Raw genomic sequence first — 18,155 nt, forward strand, 5'->3', positions numbered from 1 at the left:
GCGCGAATCATGCCCGTGAAAGTTGGAATGAACGGCTTTGGCCGCATTGGTCGGTATCTGCTGCGTCTTATGGCCGACGACAAAGAAATTCAGATCGCCGCCATCAACGCCCGTGCGGACAACGCCGCGCTGGCCTATCTTTTCAAGTATGATTCCACTTACGGAACCTTTCAGGGCACTGTTGATCACGATGAAAACGGCATCATCGTCAATGGCCGCCATATCACCGTTACCCGCTGCAAGGCGGGCGAATGGGAATGGGAACGCCTTGGCGTGACCCTGGCCGTGGAAACCACGGGCACCATCAAGGATCGCGAAGGGCTGGCCCAGCATCTGGCCTGCGGCGCAAAAAAGGTTGTGATCTCCGCCCCCGGCAAGGACGTGGACGCCATGATTGTTATGGGCGTAAACCACGATGTCTATGACGGCGCAAAACACAGCGTCATTTCTGCCGCGTCCTGCACCACCAACTGTCTGGCCCCTGCGGTCAAGGTGCTGCACGAAACCTTTGGCTTCCGCCATGGCCTCATGACCACCATTCACTCCTACACCATGAGCCAGCGCATTCTGGACGGCACCCACAAGGACTGGCGTCGCGGCCGCGCCGCTGCCGTGTCCATGGTGCCTTCAAGCACTGGCGCTGCCAAGGCTGTGGGGCAGGTCATGCCGGAACTGGAAGGCAAGCTCAACGGCATGTCGGTGCGTATTCCCACCTTTGACTGCTCTCTGGTCGACCTGACCTGCGAAGTGGAAAAAGCCTGTGATGCCGCCGCCGTCAACGCGGCCCTCCAGGCTGCCAGCAATGGCGCTCTGGCCGAGAATATGGGCTATTCCGAAGAGCCGCTGGTGTCCATCGACTACAAGGGCAGCACCTTCGGCGGCGTGGTGGATGCGCTTTCCACCCAGGTGCTTGACGGCACCATGGTCAAACTGCTTATCTGGTACGATAACGAATCCGGCTTCACCAACCAGCTACTGCGCCTGCTGCGCATGGTGGGCAAGGACTGCTGATAAAGAGCGCGCCTTGCCCTGCCGGGCAGGGACGAGCATGAATTACGAGCGCGGCGGGTTGCATTACCCGCCGCGTTCTGTTTTTGTTCGCCTTTTTGATCATCACTGCGCGGCGCGGCTACAATCTGCCCCTTTTGGACCTTTCGCAGCACCAGGTTTGACTTGCAGGCCCCAGGCAAATTCTGCTCACCCCTCGCCACCACGGGAAAAAATTTCCTCTTTTCTTTGCGGCATTTTAAGCAGCATCCAAGAAAACTGGCTCTACTCAACGAGTTACAGTCATATCGCCTGAACGCGTCATTTACGCCCGACCCTAATACTTTTTGCCGTTGCGCCGATTAAGTGGACAAAAGGTGGTAGCACGCAAGGACGCGTCGGCATTTCGCGCCGCCTGTGACATACAGCATTCATGGAGGAATGTATGTATATCAATCACAATACGATGGCCTCGCAAGTGGCCAACAATCTGACCTCGCACTACAACGACCTGAAAACCTCTACCTCGCGGCTGTCATCCGGCCTGCGCATCAATTCCGCTGCGGACGATGCCGCCGGTCTGGCCATTCGCGAACTCATGCGTACCGATATCGCCGCCCTGCAACAGGGCGTGCGTAACGCCAACGACGCCATTTCCCTCATTCAGACCGCCGACGGCGCCTTGGGCATCATCGACGAAAAGCTGACCCGTATGAAGGAACTGGCCGAACAGGCCGCCACCGGTACCTATGACTCCACCCAGCGTCTGATGATCGAATCGGAGTACCAGGCAATGGCTTCGGAAATTACCCGAATCGCCACCGCCACGGACTTCAACGGCATCCACCTGCTGAACGGCAACCTGTCGAGCGACACGCACACAGGCAGTACCATGTCCAGTACGGGCAAGCTCAAGGTACACTTCGGCACAGCCAACGATTCGGCGGAAGACTACTACTACATCCAGATCGGCACGAGTACCGCCTCTGCCCTTGGTGTAGGCAATCAGGCTGCCACCACTTCCGCCGGCAGATCGGTATCGACTCAGGAGGCGGCGCAGAAGGCTCTTGTGGCCATCACCAACGCCGTTGTCTCCAAGGACAAGATCCGGGCGCATCTGGGCGCGCTGCAAAACCGGCTGGAAAACACAATCTCCAACCTGAGCACTCAGGCCGAGAACCTGCAGGCGGCTGAATCCCGCATTTCTGACGTGGACGTTGCCACGGAAATGACGCAGTTTGTCCGCAACCAGATTCTCACCCAGTCTTCTGTGGCCATGCTTTCGCAGGCCAACAGCATGCCCAAGCTGGCCTTGAACCTGATTTCCGGTTAGCGGCAAAACCAGGTGGTGGAGGGCAATAGCCCAGGACCGGCCAAGAGGCTGGGGAGAGCTTTAAGGCCACAACCAACACGTTTCTGATGAAAGCCGGGTCGTTCGCGACCCGGCTTTTTTACGCCCGCTATCTTCTGAGCTTCGGCAAATTCTGCACTGGCACAGCAGCCGCAAAGTTTTTCAGAATGCGCAGTCCTTCCTTTTCCCCATTTCCACTCTTGTGCTACGGCCTCTTGCACGCCTGCCCCGTCAACATTTTTGCATCCGCTCAAAAAAACAATGTGATGTCCCCGCCCGTTCTGCCAGAGCTTGCCCTGCACAGAATAGCCGTGGCAGGCAATGAATATTGTTCACTGCAGCATACCCCAAAAATTCGCATCATATAGAAATTTGTATATTTTTTCTGCGCGTGCCTCAACATTTTGCCATTGGCGCACCAGCCGCCAGCTTATTGACGCATAACTCTGCGCTCTCTGGCATGAATCCTGCTGTAAACGGAGTGCAGGTTTTCAGGCAAATATTGCCTCTCTGAAGCCACGAATCAGAAGGGCAACAGCGCCTGTTGTTTAGGGCTGCCAGCCCAGGTCGGCTCAGGCCGATACCAGTCTGGCTTTTGGTAACTCTTTCCCCGCTCCTTGCGGGATGAACGGCGGCAGTCCGCATGGACGCGGGCGCGCATAGTGCGCCGCCGGGCAGACAGAACATTCATGGAGGAATGTCATGTATATCAATAACAACTCAATGGCTTCCAATGTTGCCAACAACTTGACCTCGCATTACAGCAACCTGGCGACTTCGACCCAGCGTCTGTCCACAGGCCTGCGCGTGAACTCCGCTGCCGACGATGCCGCCGGCCTCGCTATTCGCGAATTGATGCGTACGGATATCAAGGCGTTGCAACAGGGCGTGCGTAATGCCAACGACGCCATTTCCCTCATTCAGACCGCCGACGGCGCCCTGGGCATCATCGACGAAAAGCTGACCCGTATGAAGGAACTGGCTGAACAGGCTTCCACCGGTACTTATGACTCCACTCAGCGCTTGATGATCGAATCGGAGTACCAGGCAATGGCTTCGGAAATTACCCGAATCGCCAACGCCACGGACTTCAACGGCATTCACCTGCTGAACGGCAATCTGTCCGGCGACACGCACGACGGCAGCACGATGACCGCCACTGGCAAGATGAAGGTCCACTTTGGCACCGCCAACGACTCCGCGGAAGACTATTACTACATCCAGATCGGCACGAGCACAGCCTCTGCCCTTGGTGTAGGCAATGAGACTGCCGCCGGTCGCGATGGATCCACCATCTCCACCCAGCAAGCGGCGCAGAAGGCCCTTGTGGCCATCACCAACGCGGTGGTTTCCAAGGACAAGATCCGGGCGCACCTGGGCGCACTGCAGAACAGGCTGGAGAACACCGTCTCCAACCTCACCACCCAGGCTGAAAACTTGCAGGCGGCTGAATCCCGCATTTCCGACGTGGACGTGGCCACGGAAATGACGCAGTTCGTCCGCAATCAGATCCTCACCCAGTCGTCTGTGGCCATGCTCTCGCAGGCCAACAGCATGCCCAAGATGGCCATGCAGCTTATCCAGGGTTAACGCTGGTTGAGGGCGTGCTTTAGCACGTATCCCAAAATATCCCCGAAGGGTTCGCCCTTCGGGGATATTTTGCTGCGGAGACGTTTCTTGCGGCTGGGCCCGGCATGGCCCCGTAGACACTGGCTCAGGCCAGAGCGGTCAGATCATAGTCCGTATTTTCCACGATATCACATTCCACGAGCGCTCCGGGCGCAACGCCCGGCCCGCTCACGTAGGTGATGCCGTCCACCTCCGGCGCCTGAAACCATACGCGCCCGCTGTGCAGCCCCGGCCAGTCGGGGTGCGGAGCGTCCACCAGCACCTGCATACGGCTGCCCACCTGCGCGGAGAGCAGCTCGTTGCTGATGTCGGCCTGAATTTCCATAAGAGAATCCCGGCGCCACTGCTTGACTTCATCCGGCACCTGATCTGGCAATGTTGCCGCCACGGTGCCGTCTTCTGCCTGATAGGCAAACACGCCCACGTGCTGAAAGCGGCTTTCTTCCACAAAACGGCACAGGCTTTCAAAATGATCTTCCGTTTCGCCAGGGTAGCCAACAATAAACGTGGTGCGCAAAGCCGCATGGGGCAGCACGGAGCGCACGGTATCCAGCACACGCCGGGGATCGCCCGCAAAAGGCCGGCCCATACGCGACAGCACATCAGAGTGAGCGTGTTGCAGGGGAATATCCAGATAAGGCAGCAATGGTGCGCCGCAATCCCTGATAAAGCGCAAAAGCTCCGGCGTTACACCGGTGGGGTACAGGTAGAGCAGGCGCAGCCAGGCGAGGCCCTCAAGCCCCACCAGCTTTTCAAGCAGGCTGGGCAGGCCGTGCTTGAGCCCAAGATCAACACCCCAGGAGGTCAGATCCTGCGCCACAAGATCAAGCTCGCGTACGCCCTGCGCCAGCAAGGCCTTGGCTTCATCGGCAATATCATCGGCGGTCAGCGATTTAAGTCCGCCCCGAATGGAAGGAATGGTGCAGAATGCGCACTTGTGCCTGCACCCCTCGCCCACCTTGAGCCATGCGTGTGAAGGGCCGGTAGAAAGCAATCTGCCCCCGCCGGGGATACGGGCAGGCGGCTCAGGCAGGTCCAGGGCCGCGGCCAGCATGGCTGGCCAGCGCGGCAGCTCGCCGGTGGGCAGCCACACGTCCACTTCCGGCAGTTCCGCTGCCAGATCGGCAGCGCCATAACGCCCCACCATACAGCCGCCAACAGCCAGCAGCGGTTTGACCTTGCACTTTTCAAGCCTCTGGATGGCGTCCACAACCGCGCGAACGGATTCTCGCACGGCAGGGTCGATGAATCCGCAGGTATTGATGAAAACCAGACGCGCCTTGCCCATGTGTTCCACATGCTGCACGGCGACCCCAAGCGAACCAAGCAGGCGTTCACTGTCCACGCGGTTTTTTGGGCAGCCAAGGCTCAGCGACCATACTTTCAGGGAATTAGGAAAAATAGCTCGTGTCATGGGGGCACAATACAGAGGGGCGGGGCGCTTGTCATCATTGAGGCCAGTCCCCATTCTTCAAACCGGGCGGGGGCAGGCCGGCAAATTTGCAAAACGATAACACAGATGCTAGATTTAATCTGTTGTCTAACAGGCTAATACACAAATGTAATGCCGCACGGCGGAACATAAATATGAAAAACGCGGACCCTGCAAACCTCAGCATATCGGCTACCCAATCCGGGGAAAAGCCTCCTGCGGAATCTCCCCAGGAAATTTGCCTTTCCCATGCCTTGCAGAGCGTCTACGGCGACATATTGCTTATAGATTTTGCAAGGGATACCTGCCGCGAACTGTACCACGGGGAAGGTCACTTTGCGCGCATGCCTCAGAATAAGCCTCTTGCCGAAACGCTCAGGCGCGAACTTGCCGAGAGGGTGCACCCTGACGACGCGCAACGCTTTGCGGCGTTTTTTTCTCAGGACAGCCTGCGCCAGACGTTGGCCCAGACTCCCCTCTTTGCTGCGGAAGACATTCGCAAAAAAGCCTTCAACGGTTTATACAGGTGGGTGCGCGTTATTGTCTTTCCTGCACCCCAATACGGCGGGGAACAGACCTATATTGTCTGCACAGAAGACATTGAAAACCACAAGATTGCGGCCGACATTGCCCATGAGAACGAGATGCTCCGCCGGCAAAAGCTGGATGCCCTGCGCTACAAGGCAGTGGTGGACCACACACGCACCCTGGTTTTTGAATGGAGCAGTACAGATCTGACCTACCTGAGCCACAGGATTCCCGAACTGCTGGCAGGCGAATATGACGGGCGCAATCCCTTTGACGTGTGGCGTGAAGACGATGTTCTCTACGCGGGCGACATGGAGCCCTTTGACACCTGTCTGGCGCGCCTTGCCCTGGGCATCCGCTCTGGCGAAATGACCGTCAGGCTGCGCCGCCGCGACGGCCAGTACATCTGGTGCAAAATCACCTACACCAAGCTTGACGACGGGGAGTCGGAAGAACGCTACATCGGCACCCTCAACGATGTGGACGCCACCACCCGCACTGAACAGGCCCTGCGCCTGCGCGCAGAGCACGACCCCCTCACAGGCGCTTTCAACACCCAGACATTTTTTGAAAAAATTGACAAACTCATCAAAAACCGGCCCAATGAGCAATACTGCGTATTGCGCTTTGACGTGGCCGGGTTCAAGGCCATCAACGAATCTTTCGGGCTTGAAGAGGGCAACCGCCTGCTGCGGGGCATTGCCCGCCTGATCCGCCAGCGCCTCATTCCTGAAAAGGAAATCTTTGCCCGGCTCACCGCCGATGTTTTTGCCGTCTGCCTCACAGGCGGCACCGAGCGGACGCTACAGTTCATCCAGAACCTTTCTCTGCGGCTGGATCACTATTCCGACACCTTCCGGGTCAAGCTGTTCTTTGGCATCTGCCCTGTGGAGAACTCCCGCACTCCGGCTCACATCCTGTGCGACTGGGCCTATCTGGCGCAGAAGACGGTCAAGGGCAGCGACATTGTCAATTTTGCCTTTTACGATGATGCCCTGCGCAAACGCCTGCACGATGAAAGCTACATCACTGACCAGATGTACGAAGCGCTGGAAAAGCACCAGTTCAGGCTTTTTCTGCAACCCAAGGTGCAGATTTCCAGCGGGCGCATTGTGGGCGCAGAAGCGCTGGTACGCTGGCAGCACCCTACTGACGGGCTTATCCTGCCCGGCCGTTTTGTTCCCCTTTTTGAACGCAACGGCTTTATTGTGCGGCTGGACTCGTACATCTGGGATCAGACCTGCCAGATACTGCGCACATGGATCGACAAGCAATACGACCCCATGCCCATTTCCGTAAACATGTCACGGCTGCATTTTAACGATGACGACCTGCCCAACAAGCTCGTCAGCCTCCTGAACAAGTACAATCTGCCCCGCCACATGCTTGAGCTGGAACTGACCGAGAGTGCCTTTTTTGCCAATGAGCCAAGGCTGAAACGCCTGATGAACGAACTGCGATCGGCGGGATTTGTTTTTTCCATGGACGATTTCGGTACGGGCTATTCATCGCTGAGCACGTTGCGCGATCTGCCATTCAACGTGGTCAAGCTTGACCGGGCCTTCATCAGCGACGGCACCACCAACAAGCGCGGCCAGATTGTGGCCCGCAACACCATCGCTCTGGCGCGTGATCTTGATATGTCCATTGTGGCCGAAGGTGTGGAAACCAAGGAACACGCCCGTTTCCTGCTCAACAGCGGCTGCAACTGCGCCCAGGGATTCTATTATTCCAGGCCGGTGGATACGGCGGAGTTTGAAGTGCTCAGCTTTGTGCAGGAAAAGGCATTCTGGGTGCATCCGCAACTAAAGCAAGACGCCATCCGTCTGGGGCTGCCCATAAGCACGGAAGCTCCCATCAAGGAATACTGATTTTCCCCGTCCCGCCTTCTCGCCCAAGCCTCAGCAACACATCCCAAGCCGTCAGATTGCGGCAGAACTGTCGCTGCACATGCTGCCTCAACGTGTCTGGCATGCATGGTCGCGGGCTTGCCCCGTTTACAGAGGCAGGCGCAGCAGACGGATGGTGTGCGGCTGGATATACAGCAACTTGCCTTCGCGAATGTCGTCCGCACGGGTCACAAAGCTGTCCTTGTTCACGTTCAGGATGGCTTCTGCCTCGTGGCTGCAGTCAAAAAGATGCAGCACGTCATCGGTCAGCGAGTCGGCGGTGGTCCAGTGCCGGTTCACAGGCGGGCCATCCGGGGTGATGTGACGCAAAAAACGGAAGATCACAGCCCTGCCGCTGCCCGGCGCAAGCCATGTGCGGCAGCATTCCCACACCTGATCCACAGAGGGGTCGTCCTCGTCTGTAAAGGGCTGGCGCACTTCCAGCGGAAAGGAACGGCTCTGGATGCGCAGCATGCCGTCAACCAGCCCGCAATAATCCGTTTCCTGCTCCAGCACGGCACGGAAGGCCTCAGGCGAGGCCGCAAGACCCATCAGGGTTTCGTTAAGAATGTCGCGCGCCTTGAGAACCCTGATGGTGTGGGTCAGCCGCAAGCCGTTGAGCACTGCATAAATTGCGCAAAATGTGTCCAGCTTGCCCTGATAAAACGGTTTCAGCATGAATACCCCCATCGGTTGTTATGCCCACAGCAACACCCAGGGTCAAGCCTTCCACCCCGCCAGCATTTCTGCTTTTGCCAAGGTCTTTCTTTACAAGCTGCTGCCTGACGTGTATAAATGAGCCTTCACAAACAATATCACAATACCTTGATATGCAGATATTCACAAATCCCCAAGAGTTGGCGGCCCAATGCAAGGCCTGGCACCGCGCCGGAGACGATATCGCTCTGGTGCCTACCATGGGCTACTACCATCAGGGGCACGAAGACCTCATGGCCTTTGCCCGCACGCAGGCGAAACGCCTGGTGGTGAGCCTTTTTGTCAACCCTACCCAGTTTGGCCCCGGCGAGGATCTGGAAGCATATCCCCGCAATGCCGAGCGCGACGCGGACATAGCCCGCAGTCATGGGGCGGACGCGCTGTTCATGCCGCAGCCCGAAACCATGTACGCGCCAGACCACGCCACCTGGGTGGAAGTTCCCGAACTTTCCCGAGGCCTGTGCGGCCTCACCCGGCCTGTGCACTTTCGGGGCGTATGCACCGTGGTGCTCAAGCTCTTTATGCTGACCGGCGCAGATGTTGCCGTATTTGGGCAGAAGGACTGGCAGCAGCAGGCCATTCTGCGCCGCATGGTGCGCGACCTTGATGTGCCTGTGCGCATTGAAACGCGCGAAACCGTGCGCGAAGCTGATGGCCTGGCCCTTTCCTCGCGCAACGTCTACCTCAGCCCGGACGAACGCGCCCATGCTCCGGAAATCCGCAAGGCCCTGCTCTTCGCTCAAAAACTGGCCCAGAGCGGCGAAACCAGCGTCAAACTGCTGCGCGAAGCTGTGCTGCGCCGCTGGGCGGAATTTTTACCCATGGGGCGCCTTGACTACCTCAGTATTGTTCACCCGGAATCCATGGCTCCGCTCACCGAAGTCACCGGTCCGGCGCTCATGGCCTGTGCCGTGCGCATGGGCAAGGCCCGGCTTATCGACAATATTCTGTTGCGACCCTAAAACCCGCGCCGCACTGACGCGAGCGCCCAAGGAGATTCATATGCACACCAAGGGCAAATACTTTTTCACTTCCGAATCTGTAACTGAAGGCCACCCCGACAAGGTTGCCGACCAGATCTCCGATGCCATTCTTGATACCCTGTTGGCACAGGACGCCAACGCCCACGTGGCCTGCGAAACCCTGGTGACCACGGGTATGGCCGTTATCGCTGGCGAAATCACCACCAGCGGCTACGCTGACCTGCCCCATGTGGTGCGTGAAACCATCAAGGGCATTGGCTACAACAGCTCAGAAATGGGTTTTGACTGGCAGACCTGCGCCGTTATCAACGCAATTGGCCGCCAGTCGCCCGACATCGCGCAGGGCGTACTGCGCGAAAAGCCAGAAGATCAGGGCGCGGGCGACCAGGGCATGATGTTTGGCTATGCCTGCAACGAAACCTCCACCCTTATGCCAGCTCCCATTTACTGGGCGCACCAGCTTTCGCAGCAGCTGGCGAATGTGCGCAAGGACGGCACGGTGGACATCTTCCGTCCCGACGGCAAAACCCAGGTTTCCTTTGAATATCAGGACGGCAAGCCCGTGCGCATCAACAACGTGGTGGTCTCCACCCAGCACAGCGCCAACGCCAGCCAGGCTGATGTGGCCGAAGCCGTGAAAAAGCACGTCATTCGCCCCATCCTGGAACCCTCCGGCTATTTTGACGAAAAGGCCTGCGAAATTTTCATCAACACCACGGGCCGTTTTGTGGTGGGTGGCCCCATGGGCGACTGCGGTCTCACAGGCCGCAAGATCATTCAGGACACCTACGGCGGCAGCGGCCACCACGGCGGCGGCGCGTTCTCCGGCAAGGATCCCTCCAAGGTTGACCGTTCCGGCGCGTACATGGGCCGCTACATCGCCAAAAACGTTGTTGCCGCGGGCCTCGCACCTATATGCGAAGTGCAGATCGCCTATTGCATCGGCGTGGCCCAGCCCGTCAGCGTACTTGTTTCCTCGCAGGGCACCAGCGACCTGCCGGACGAACTGCTGACCAAGGCCGTGCGCGAAGTCTTTGACCTGCGCCCCTACTTCATCAGCAAGCGCCTTGATCTCAAGCGCCCCATCTACCAGAAATCTTCCTGCTACGGCCACTTTGGCCGCGAACTGCCGGAATTCACCTGGGAAAAGACAGACGCCGTAGCCGACCTGCGCACCGCCGCCAAGGTGTAGCGCGAGCCAGCGTATTTGCCCTTTTGAGGTGCAGGAAATTCCTAGCTGGATTTTCTGCACCTCGTTTTTTATCCATATTTTTTTGCCCGCATACTTCGGCCACAGGCTTTTTACCGCCTTAATCCCGGCGAAATATCCCGTCCGCCGCACGAGTTGCAAGCCGCCCCGCCCTTGCCTATACTGACTCACTTGACCGCGCCGCTCCGGCGCAATTCCGAGCAGTTTCACCCTGGAACTGTCCGGCGTCTGTTCACGCAGACGCCCGCCACGAAGGCCCAGACGCAATGCATTGCACTGGCAAACGCCCCGTGAGCGACTTACAATGCTGTAGTGAAGGCGAGGTAGCACATGGCTGGCAATACATTCGGACAGGCCCTGCGGCTGACAACATTCGGCGAATCCCACGGCGTGGGCCTTGGCGGCGTCATTGACGGCTGCCCGGCGGGCCTGACCCTGACAGAGGCCGACATTCAGGCCGAGCTTGACCGCCGCAAACCCGGTCAGGGCCCCACCGCCACCAAGCGCAAGGAATCGGACACGGTTCGCCTGCTCTCCGGCGTGTATGAGGGCGTCACCACGGGCACGTCCATTGCCTTCTACATCGCCAACGAAGACCAGCGCTCGCACGACTACGGCAATCTGGCCGAAGTTTTCCGCCCCGGCCATGCGGACTGGGGATATTTCCAGAAGTACAACGGCATACGCGACCATCGCGGCGGCGGGCGCTCCTCAGGGCGCGAAACCGCAGCCCGCGTGGCTGGCGGCGTTATTGCCCGCAAGATTCTTGAACGTCGCGGCGTGAAGATCATGGCCGCCTGCGTGGAACTGGGCGGCACCGCCGTGCAGGACTGGGCGACCCTTGATCTGGACAATGCCCGCACCCGTCCTTATTGCGCCGCTACAGAGGCCATGCCCTCCCTGTGGGATCAGGTGGTGCTGGCCGCCCGCAAAGCGGGCGACACCTTGGGCGGCATTGTGCGCATCGAGGCGCGCAACGTGCCCGCAGGCCTCGGCGAACCCGTATTTGACAAGCTGGAGGCTGTGCTGGCCCATGCCATCATGAGCATTGGCGCGGTCAAAGGCTTTTCTGTGGGCGAAGGTTTCGGCGCGGCCAAGCTGCATGGCTCACAGAACAACGATCCCCTGCTCCCCGCCGATCCGGCGCAGCCCGGCAAGGGCACCTTTGCTTCCAACCACGCCGGAGGCATCCTGGGCGGCATTTCCAGCGGGCAGACCATTGTCATGCACGCTGCGGTCAAGCCCATTGCATCCATAGCTGTTACCCAACAGACCGTGGACAAGGAGGGCAATGCCGCTTCCGTATTGATTGGCGGACGGCACGACCTTTCCGCCATCCCGCGCGTTGTGCCGGTTATGGAAGCCATGACGGCTCTGGCCCTTGCGGATGCCCTGCTGCTCCAGCAGCGCATGGGGCTGGGCCTGTGAACAAAAAGACGGATGTCCGCTCCCTGCACGCCCTGCGTTCCGTAGGCCCGGCAACCATTGAAGACCTGCGCCTGCTTGGCGTTGCTGATATTTCCGACCTGGCTGGGCGCGACCCTCAGGCCCTGTATGATGAATTGTGCCGCATCAAGGGCCAGAACATTGATATCTGTTGCCTTGATGTTTTCAATTGCGCTGTTGCTCAGGCAAAGAACCCGGAACTTCCTGCTGATCAGCGCAACTGGTTCTGGTGGTCGCGGCAGCGCAAAGCTGCAACAAGCCCAAGGATTGCTGACAAGGCGAGTGCATGAGCAACCTGCCCCTTTTACAAGATCCCGATTCCGTTGAACTCACCGGCACGGTGGAGCGCGTTGTCTTCCACAATGAAGAGAACGGCTACACTGTGCTGCGTCTGTTGCCCGCAAGCGTAAACAGCGGCAGCGGCAATGCTGGTCTCACCCGCCCACGCGACCCTGTTTCGTGCATCGGGCACATGGTCAACCCGCAAGCGGGCGTGCAGCTCAAGGTATCGGGACGCTGGGTCAACAACCCCCGCTTTGGCCGTCAGATCGAATTTCAGAACGCCGATGAAATGCTGCCCGCCACCAGCGAGGGCATCCGCCTCTATCTCGCCTCCGGCCTTATCAAGGGCGTTGGCGAAGAAATGGCCGGGCGCATTGTGGAAGCCTTTGGCACCGACACCATACGTATTCTTGATGAAGAGCCAGAGCGTCTGCTCAAGGTGCGCGGCGTGGGCAGCAAGAGCCTTGACCGCATCCGCACCTCCTGGGCCGAACACCGGGGCATGCGCGACCTGCTGCTTTTTTTGCAACCCCACGGTATCACGCCAGCCTACGCTGTGCGCATCTACCGTGCCTATGGCGCGGAGGCACTCGCCATTGTGCGCGAAAATCCCTATCGGCTTGCCATGGACATTCACGGCATCGGCTTTGTCACCGCTGATGCCGCTGCCAGCAAACTGGGCTTTGAGCACGACAATCCCCTGCGGGTTCAGGCGGGCACCCTCTATGTACTGCAAAAAGCCACGGACGACGGCAACGTCTATTTGCCACAGGCGGAGCTGACCGAGGCGGTCTGCGCCCAGATTGGCGTTGACGAAGGCCTTGTGGAGGATGCCCTCGCCGCGCTCGAAGCTGATGAACGCATCGTGCGCGAAGAACTGGACATGCCCGACGCCCCTGGCGAGATTGGCGTGTACATGCGGCGCTACCACCACTGCGAGTCAAAAACAGCCTTCTACATCCAGCGCCTCTTGCGCTCACCCAAATCCGTGCGTTTTGAAAAGCCGGATGCGCTGGTGGACAAGGTTGTGGGCGAACTGAACATTTCCCTCGCGGCAGAGCAGCTTGAGGCCGTGCGCACCGCCGCCCGCAGCAAGATGATGGTGCTCACCGGCGGCCCCGGCACGGGCAAAACCACCATCATCAATGCCATTATCAAACTCTTTGGCGAGGTGCGCGCCCGCATTCTGCTGGCAGCCCCCACAGGCCGCGCCGCCAAGCGCATGTCCGAAACATCGGGACGCGAATCGCGCACCATCCACCGCCTGCTGGAATACAGCCCCAAGGAAGACGGTTTTGCCCGCAATGAGGACAATCCCCTCGCCTGCGGCCTCCTTGTGGTGGACGAAGCCTCCATGATGGACACCCTGCTCTTCTACCACCTGCTCAAGGCCGTGCCGCTGGGTGCAACGCTTGTGCTGGTGGGCGATGTGCACCAGTTGCCCTCGGTAGGCCCTGGCAACGTGCTTGCAGACATTATCCGCTCCGGCGTTGTGCCTGTTGTGGAGCTGACCGAAATTTTCCGTCAGTCAGCGGAGAGCGAAATCATCTGCAATGCCCACCTCATCAACCGTGGTGAAATTCCTTCGCTGGAATCGAGCAAGGACCGACTCTCGGACTTCTACTTCATCCACCAGAATGATGCGGAAAAGGCAGCGGAGCTCATTGTGGATCTCGTGCGTAACCACATTCCCCGGCGCTTCAACCTCGATCCGGTGGACGACATCCAGGTGCTCACGCCCATGCACAAGGGCGCTGTGGGCGCTGGCCGCATGAACGCCTGTCTGCAGGAAGCCCTGAACCCCCACGGCATAGAAGTGCGCCGTGGCGACCGTTGCTTCCGCCTGCACGACAAGGTCATGCAGATACGCAACAACTACGACAAGGACGTTTTTAACGGCGACATGGGGCGCATCAGCTTTATGGACGTGCGCGAACGCACCCTCAGCATCACCTTTGACGAACGCGTTGTGCCCTACGAATTTGATGAACTGGATGAAATCGCGCCCGCCTACGCCATTTCCATCCACAAATCGCAAGGCTCGGAATACCCCGCTGTGGTTATTCCCGTCATGATGCAGCACTATGTGCTCCTGCAACGCAACCTCATTTACACGGGTGTAACGCGCGGCAAAAAACTGGTCATTCTGGTTGGCGAATCCCGCGCCCTGCACATGGCTGTTAAAAACAACAAGACCCGCAAGCGCTTCACGCGGCTGGCGCAACGCCTCGCGCCTGTGGAGTAGTTTGGGGCTGCACGAATTATTTTTCTGAAGCTCCAGCCAATTTGCAATACGTTTTTTAAAGAAACAGTGCCGCACCAGGATTCATTATGAAATTCCTTGATGACTCATGGGAAAGAAATGAACATTTCAATTTCTTTCAGTCACGAAAAAATCCATGCTTCAGTGTTTCTTTTTCAGCCAATGTTGCCAGGTTGTACGAAGTTAAAAAACAGAATGGGTTTCGGCTTACGGATTGCATCTATTTTGCTGCCATGCTTGCCGTTCATGGCGTTGCTGGTTTCAGACAGCGCATAGTCAATCTGCGGCCCGTAGAATTTGACCGCATTGATGCAGCGTTTACCTATATCCCTAAAGGTAAAGCATTGCATTGCAATTGCGTTGCGAAATTTGATCGCAAATTTTCCGTATTTAGCAGCAACATCAGCGCAGCGCGGGCCATTGCCGATCAGAATCCAACGCTTTGCCCCGAGGGCGGCGATGTACAAAGCTTGATCTACTTTAGCTGCGTGCCAGATATCCCCATACTTTCTGCAACAAATCCCTGGGGTGACCCGTGGGTTGACAGCGTGCCCAGAATCCTTTTTGGCAAAAAAGATGACGCAGGGAATGTCACCATCTCCATTGAAGCGCTCCACAGCTTTATTGACGGAATACATCTTGCTGAGTTTTATAAGCTCTTCACACAAATCATGGAATCCCCCCACGAATACTTCAGCTGATCTCGACAGCGCCTATAAAAATTCAAGCCCGGCTCATTCCATGAACCGGGCTTTTTTTATAAGGTCAGACTTGCCTGCGCCATGTAAAGAAGGATCACTTTACGTCCAGGGAACCGACTCCTTGACTTTCCGCGCGATGGATTCTGTTCGCTGACAAGGAAAGCAGAGCTTTTTGCGCATAACCTTGATGGACGCGCTGCATGATGCATTTTGTTCTCTGGCAAGGAAGGAGCGCTTTGTATGCAGGGAGTGTACTCTTAGGTACTCGACCGAAATACAAAGCGCGCCTGACGCAGCCAGAGGGCAAAAGGCGCGCGCGGGGTTAGGCACTGGCGGCAAGATGCAGATCACCCATAGCCAGCCTCCACGCAGCAATATCTTCCACACTGCACAAAGGCATGTTGTGGGCGCGGGCAAAGCCCGCAACTTCGGGCAGCCGCGCCATTTCGCCGTCATCCAGAGTCAGCTCGCAAAGTACGCCGCAGGGTTCAAGGCCTGCCATACGCATGAGGTCAACCGTGGCTTCCGTGTGGCCGCGCCGCTCCAATACGCCGCCGGGCCGCGCCCGCAAGGGGAACACATGACCGGGGCGGCGCAGATGGGCGGGCTGGGCATCGGGCGCAGCGGCGGCCTTGATGGTGGCAACGCGGTCAGCGGCGGAAACACCCGTAGTAACGCCTGTGGCCGCCTCGATGGTGACGGTAAAGGCAGTTCCCTGCGTATTGGTGTTGTGGTCGGTCATCATGGGCAGGTCAAGACGCTGCACATGATCGTCCGTAAGGCACAGGCAGACAATGCCGCTGCAATGACGGATCAGCATGGCCATCTGAGGCACAGTGATGTGCTGCGCGCTGAAAATGAGGTCGCCTTCGTTCTCGCGATTTTCGTCATCCACAACGCAAACGCCGCCGCCTTTGCGCAATGAGGCAAGAGCAGCGCGAACACGTTCTTCAGAGGTGCCGAAAGAGGCAAGGGATAATGAGGACTGATGCATTCCGTTCTCCTGTTTCCGGCTTTATTTGCCGGGAGATGGTGCATCAGGGCGTGGACGGGCCGCAACACAAAGTGCGCCTTCCAATAAAGGACGCACCGCTGCTGTGGGCGGCAAAAAACCGTTCTCTTCCATCCGGACTATAACCGTCGGCTTCGGATTCTCACCGAATCTGCTGACCCCAAACACTGAGCGCTCGCGGGCTGGCGGAAGCCCGCTGGCCGCCGCATCACCGCCGGTGGGGACTTTCACCCCGCCCTGAGAAATCTTGTGCAGCTTACACCCCGGAAGGGGCATGTGCAAGCATCACGTCACCTGCCGCGCCCCAACAAGGCGTAATTATTCAGGCCAGGCCCTTCACGCTACGCCTTGAACACAACCGCCTCATACCAGAATAATTGCGCCCCCGGCAGCTTCCACGAGCCAGGAGGCACCCCGGCCTTGAGGCACAAATTATCCAGATAGGCCAGTCGATCCCAACCCTGCTCCACGGGCACCTGCGGCAAGAATACGCCGCTGCGCCCCTCGTAAACCAGCACAAGGCCGTGCCGCCCCACCTCCACCGCTTCCGGGCCGGGGCAGGGGCTGAGTTCGTCCAGAACAGAAATGTCAAGGGCGACGTGCGGCCATTCGGCAAGCGTCAATGGGGGAAAACGCGGGTCTGCAAAAGCCGCCGCCTGCGCCATATGCCACACAGTAGCATACAGCGGCTCACGCCCCACAATATTGCCAATGCAGCCGCGAAGCCTCTCACCCAGATTCAGGGTAACAAAAGCCCCAAGCGTTCGCCACAGGGCGCTTTCTGGCGCAAATTGGTCAGCAGGAGGTTGCGGAACATCCGCCACGCTTTTCCCTGCCAATCCGGCTTTAATGGACCTGCGGGCCTGATGCGACAAAAATTGCTTTTCAGCGTCAGACAGGAAAAATGCAATACTCATTCTGCCTCCCGCGTAGCAAACAGAGGGTGAAAGTGAAACAGAGCAGACCCGCATACAGGTTTGCCCGCTCAGCACAGATTGCGGGAAACACTCGCGCAGAGCAAGCCCGGTGATCACGCGGGGAGCGTGGATGCGGCCACGCATGACTCGTGCCTTCAGCCATGCACAGGTAGGCCGCTCGGCACAGCGCTTTCTTTAGTCGTGGCCTGGGATGTAGGAGTATGAGCCGCCCCTGAAAGCAAGAAATGCCACAACTCGCGTTGCGGCATAACTTGCTGAGGCTTACACGCAAAGGCTGACGCACCTTGCGAAGGCCCATGCTTCAAGGCATGTCCTTGCCGTTCGAGATAAGAATCCCGACAAATAAACCTGAGGCATCCTGGCGGTATTTGCCAGACTACATCGGCCAGCAGCCTGAGGCAGTCGGCAACAAAGACGCGCTTTTTATGCAGGGAGCGTACACTTTGTACTCGACCATAATAAAAAGCGCGTTTTGGCGCAGCCGAAAGCAAAGACACTGGGCCAATGCGGTCTGCTGCTAATCTTCGCCTTCAGCGGCAGACTGCTTGCCCGCGCCCTTCATGCCGTACATGGTGGTGGAACCGGAAGACCAGAATTCCAGCACTTCTTCGTTCACCAGCTTGGTGAGGATTTTCTTCACGTCGCGGGGTCCCTTGTCGGGGAACAGTTCAAGGAAATCCTTGAAATAGAACTTGGACTTGGACGAGGATTTGCTTTTCAGGAATTCAACAACAACGTCTTTGTCGTCAGCCATGGTGAGTCTCCTGTCCCGGCGGCGCAAAAAGCG

The 18,155-nt window shown here is 58.2% G+C and carries 16 protein-coding genes and 1 riboswitch; of the genes, 11 read left to right on the forward strand and 5 right to left on the reverse strand.

All coding sequences use genetic code 11. From position 1 onward, the window contains the following. The first annotated feature begins 9 nt into the window (after positions 1-9). The 3 genes from gap (at position 10) to ACUZ9Q_RS13685 (ending at position 3,928) form a co-directional block, all read left to right on the forward strand. Complete coding sequence (gene gap / locus ACUZ9Q_RS13675; RefSeq protein WP_192112573.1) at positions 10-1,011, forward strand: type I glyceraldehyde-3-phosphate dehydrogenase; 1,002 nt, start codon at positions 10-12, stop codon at positions 1,009-1,011. A 421-nt stretch (positions 1,012-1,432) separates the two neighbouring features. Next, positions 1,433-2,320, forward strand: a complete 888-nt coding sequence (locus ACUZ9Q_RS13680; protein WP_192112572.1) for a flagellin N-terminal helical domain-containing protein — start codon at positions 1,433-1,435, stop codon at positions 2,318-2,320. A 720-nt stretch (positions 2,321-3,040) separates the two neighbouring features. Continuing rightward, the gene (locus ACUZ9Q_RS13685) at positions 3,041-3,928 is read left to right on the forward strand and encodes a flagellin N-terminal helical domain-containing protein (RefSeq protein ID WP_192112571.1); all 888 of its coding nucleotides are present in this window, start codon (positions 3,041-3,043) and stop codon (positions 3,926-3,928) included. Between the two features lie 124 nt (positions 3,929-4,052). Here ACUZ9Q_RS13685 and rimO read toward each other — a convergent pair whose 3' ends face one another. Beyond that, positions 4,053-5,381, reverse strand: coding sequence for a 30S ribosomal protein S12 methylthiotransferase RimO (gene rimO / locus ACUZ9Q_RS13690; protein WP_449248049.1), 1,329 nt, complete (start codon positions 5,379-5,381; stop codon positions 4,053-4,055). 173 nt (positions 5,382-5,554) lie between these two features. Between rimO and ACUZ9Q_RS13695 the strand changes: the two genes are divergently transcribed. Continuing rightward, the gene (locus ACUZ9Q_RS13695) at positions 5,555-7,798 is read left to right on the forward strand and encodes a putative bifunctional diguanylate cyclase/phosphodiesterase (protein ID WP_449248050.1); all 2,244 of its coding nucleotides are present in this window, start codon (positions 5,555-5,557) and stop codon (positions 7,796-7,798) included. Positions 7,799-7,924: 126 nt separating this feature from the next. On the opposite strand, the gene ACUZ9Q_RS13700 is transcribed toward ACUZ9Q_RS13695, so the two are convergent. Further along, a complete protein-coding gene (locus ACUZ9Q_RS13700) occupies positions 7,925-8,494 on the reverse strand; it encodes a hypothetical protein (RefSeq protein WP_022658923.1) in 570 nt (189 codons plus the stop codon). Here ACUZ9Q_RS13700 and ACUZ9Q_RS13705 point away from each other — a divergent pair. From ACUZ9Q_RS13705 to ACUZ9Q_RS13735, 7 genes are all read left to right on the forward strand, one after another. Further along, a complete protein-coding gene (locus tag ACUZ9Q_RS13705) occupies positions 8,493-8,615 on the forward strand; it encodes a hypothetical protein (RefSeq protein WP_263863996.1) in 123 nt (40 codons plus the stop codon). The genes ACUZ9Q_RS13700 and ACUZ9Q_RS13705 overlap by 2 nt on opposite strands. 31 nt (positions 8,616-8,646) lie before the next feature. Next, positions 8,647-9,495: a pantoate--beta-alanine ligase gene (gene panC / locus ACUZ9Q_RS13710; RefSeq protein WP_215648171.1), complete on the forward strand. Its 849-nt coding sequence runs from the start codon at positions 8,647-8,649 to the stop codon at positions 9,493-9,495. A 40-nt stretch (positions 9,496-9,535) separates the two neighbouring features. Then, positions 9,536-10,708, forward strand: a complete 1,173-nt coding sequence (metK, locus tag ACUZ9Q_RS13715; protein WP_192112566.1) for a methionine adenosyltransferase — start codon at positions 9,536-9,538, stop codon at positions 10,706-10,708. Positions 10,709-11,056: 348 nt separating this feature from the next. Beyond that, on the forward strand, positions 11,057-12,154 hold the full coding sequence (gene aroC / locus ACUZ9Q_RS13720; RefSeq protein ID WP_215648170.1) for a chorismate synthase: 1,098 nt from the start codon (positions 11,057-11,059) through the stop codon (positions 12,152-12,154). Continuing rightward, positions 12,151-12,462 carry a helix-hairpin-helix domain-containing protein gene (locus ACUZ9Q_RS13725; RefSeq protein ID WP_449248051.1) on the forward strand — a complete coding sequence of 104 codons (312 nt, stop codon included), beginning with the start codon at positions 12,151-12,153 and terminating at the stop codon, positions 12,460-12,462. Before aroC ends, ACUZ9Q_RS13725 begins: the two co-directional genes overlap by 4 nt. After that, complete coding sequence (gene recD2 / locus ACUZ9Q_RS13730; RefSeq protein ID WP_192112563.1) at positions 12,459-14,699, forward strand: SF1B family DNA helicase RecD2; 2,241 nt, start codon at positions 12,459-12,461, stop codon at positions 14,697-14,699. Before ACUZ9Q_RS13725 ends, recD2 begins: the two co-directional genes overlap by 4 nt. Positions 14,700-14,785: 86 nt before the next feature. After that, complete coding sequence (locus ACUZ9Q_RS13735; protein ID WP_449248052.1) at positions 14,786-15,418, forward strand: CatA-like O-acetyltransferase; 633 nt, start codon at positions 14,786-14,788, stop codon at positions 15,416-15,418. A gap of 322 nt (positions 15,419-15,740) precedes the next feature. Here ACUZ9Q_RS13735 and ribB read toward each other — a convergent pair whose 3' ends face one another. The 3 genes from ribB to ACUZ9Q_RS13750 all read right to left on the reverse strand — a co-directional run bounded on the left by ribB (position 15,741) and on the right by ACUZ9Q_RS13750 (position 18,122). Then, entirely contained in the window at positions 15,741-16,412 is a 672-nt protein-coding gene (gene ribB / locus ACUZ9Q_RS13740; protein WP_297893280.1) for a 3,4-dihydroxy-2-butanone-4-phosphate synthase, read from the reverse strand. A gap of 116 nt (positions 16,413-16,528) precedes the next feature. Further along, positions 16,529-16,679, reverse strand: a riboswitch (FMN riboswitch). 92 nt (positions 16,680-16,771) lie between these two features. Continuing rightward, positions 16,772-17,347 carry an AmmeMemoRadiSam system protein A gene (amrA, locus tag ACUZ9Q_RS13745; protein ID WP_300553624.1) on the reverse strand — a complete coding sequence of 192 codons (576 nt, stop codon included), beginning with the start codon at positions 17,345-17,347 and terminating at the stop codon, positions 16,772-16,774. 538 nt (positions 17,348-17,885) lie between these two features. After that, positions 17,886-18,122 (reverse strand): dissimilatory sulfite reductase D family protein, encoded by a 237-nt coding sequence (locus ACUZ9Q_RS13750; RefSeq protein WP_192112560.1) that lies wholly within the window; start codon positions 18,120-18,122, stop codon positions 17,886-17,888. Positions 18,123-18,155: the final 33 nt, after the last annotated feature.

The sequence above is a fragment of the Desulfovibrio desulfopostgatei genome, assembly GCF_053570645.1.

Bases quoted from the DNA above. Each gene is read 5' to 3' on its own strand.
- panC (WP_215648171.1), top strand. From the start codon at position 8,647: ATGCAGATATTCACAAATCCCCAAGAGTTGGCGGCCCAATGCAAGGCC.
- ACUZ9Q_RS13735 (WP_449248052.1), top strand. From the start codon at position 14,786: ATGAAATTCCTTGATGACTCATGGGAAAGAAATGAACATTTCAATTTC.
- gap (WP_192112573.1), top strand. From the start codon at position 10: ATGCCCGTGAAAGTTGGAATGAACGGCTTTGGCCGCATTGGTCGGTAT.
- ribB (WP_297893280.1), bottom strand. From the start codon at position 16,412: ATGCATCAGTCCTCATTATCCCTTGCCTCTTTCGGCACCTCTGAAGAA.
- recD2 (WP_192112563.1), top strand. From the start codon at position 12,459: ATGAGCAACCTGCCCCTTTTACAAGATCCCGATTCCGTTGAACTCACC.
- rimO (WP_449248049.1), bottom strand. From the start codon at position 5,381: ATGACACGAGCTATTTTTCCTAATTCCCTGAAAGTATGGTCGCTGAGC.
- ACUZ9Q_RS13750 (WP_192112560.1), bottom strand. From the start codon at position 18,122: ATGGCTGACGACAAAGACGTTGTTGTTGAATTCCTGAAAAGCAAATCC.
- amrA (WP_300553624.1), bottom strand. From the start codon at position 17,347: ATGAGTATTGCATTTTTCCTGTCTGACGCTGAAAAGCAATTTTTGTCG.
- aroC (WP_215648170.1), top strand. From the start codon at position 11,057: ATGGCTGGCAATACATTCGGACAGGCCCTGCGGCTGACAACATTCGGC.
- ACUZ9Q_RS13700 (WP_022658923.1), bottom strand. From the start codon at position 8,494: ATGCTGAAACCGTTTTATCAGGGCAAGCTGGACACATTTTGCGCAATT.
- ACUZ9Q_RS13705 (WP_263863996.1), top strand. From the start codon at position 8,493: ATGAATACCCCCATCGGTTGTTATGCCCACAGCAACACCCAGGGTCAA.
- ACUZ9Q_RS13685 (WP_192112571.1), top strand. From the start codon at position 3,041: ATGTATATCAATAACAACTCAATGGCTTCCAATGTTGCCAACAACTTG.
- ACUZ9Q_RS13680 (WP_192112572.1), top strand. From the start codon at position 1,433: ATGTATATCAATCACAATACGATGGCCTCGCAAGTGGCCAACAATCTG.
- metK (WP_192112566.1), top strand. From the start codon at position 9,536: ATGCACACCAAGGGCAAATACTTTTTCACTTCCGAATCTGTAACTGAA.
- ACUZ9Q_RS13695 (WP_449248050.1), top strand. From the start codon at position 5,555: ATGAAAAACGCGGACCCTGCAAACCTCAGCATATCGGCTACCCAATCC.